Source organism: Paraburkholderia sp. GAS333 (assembly GCF_050435665.1).
GTDB classification, from domain to species: Bacteria; Pseudomonadota; Gammaproteobacteria; order Burkholderiales; family Burkholderiaceae; genus Paraburkholderia; species Paraburkholderia fungorum_A.
Genome location: NZ_JBNDKS010000026.1, coordinates 1 through 1076, shown reverse-complemented (window position 1 = coordinate 1076; position 1076 = coordinate 1). Strand labels below are relative to the sequence as shown.

1 rRNA gene is annotated in these 1076 nt (G+C 54.0%); it reads left to right on the top strand.

The window, feature by feature from the left end:
• Positions 1-77 precede the first annotated feature (77 nt).
• Positions 78-1076, top strand: a 16S ribosomal RNA gene (locus tag ABH945_RS36095); the annotation flags it as partial.

Below are 1076 nucleotides of genomic sequence, written 5' to 3'. Positions count from 1 at the left end.
TCGGACAGATGAATCATTCGTCAGTACGTTGAGTGAGCGACCGGTTCTTAACGGAACCGAAAAACAGTAACAGGTTTGAACTGAAGAGTTTGATCCTGGCTCAGATTGAACGCTGGCGGCATGCCTTACACATGCAAGTCGAACGGCAGCACGGGGGCAACCCTGGTGGCGAGTGGCGAACGGGTGAGTAATACATCGGAACGTGTCCTGTAGTGGGGGATAGCCCGGCGAAAGCCGGATTAATACCGCATACGCTCTACGGAGGAAAGGGGGGGATCTTAGGACCTCTCGCTACAGGGGCGGCCGATGGCAGATTAGCTAGTTGGTGGGGTAAAGGCCTACCAAGGCGACGATCTGTAGCTGGTCTGAGAGGACGACCAGCCACACTGGGACTGAGACACGGCCCAGACTCCTACGGGAGGCAGCAGTGGGGAATTTTGGACAATGGGCGCAAGCCTGATCCAGCAATGCCGCGTGTGTGAAGAAGGCCTTCGGGTTGTAAAGCACTTTTGTCCGGAAAGAAAACTTCCTGGTTAATACCCGGGGAGGATGACGGTACCGGAAGAATAAGCACCGGCTAACTACGTGCCAGCAGCCGCGGTAATACGTAGGGTGCAAGCGTTAATCGGAATTACTGGGCGTAAAGCGTGCGCAGGCGGTTCGCTAAGACAGATGTGAAATCCCCGGGCTTAACCTGGGAACTGCATTTGTGACTGGCGGGCTAGAGTATGGCAGAGGGGGGTAGAATTCCACGTGTAGCAGTGAAATGCGTAGAGATGTGGAGGAATACCGATGGCGAAGGCAGCCCCCTGGGCCAATACTGACGCTCATGCACGAAAGCGTGGGGAGCAAACAGGATTAGATACCCTGGTAGTCCACGCCCTAAACGATGTCAACTAGTTGTCGGGTCTTCATTGACTTGGTAACGTAGCTAACGCGTGAAGTTGACCGCCTGGGGAGTACGGTCGCAAGATTAAAACTCAAAGGAATTGACGGGGACCCGCACAAGCGGTGGATGATGTGGATTAATTCGATGCAACGCGAAAAACCTTACCTACCCTTGACATGTATGGAAT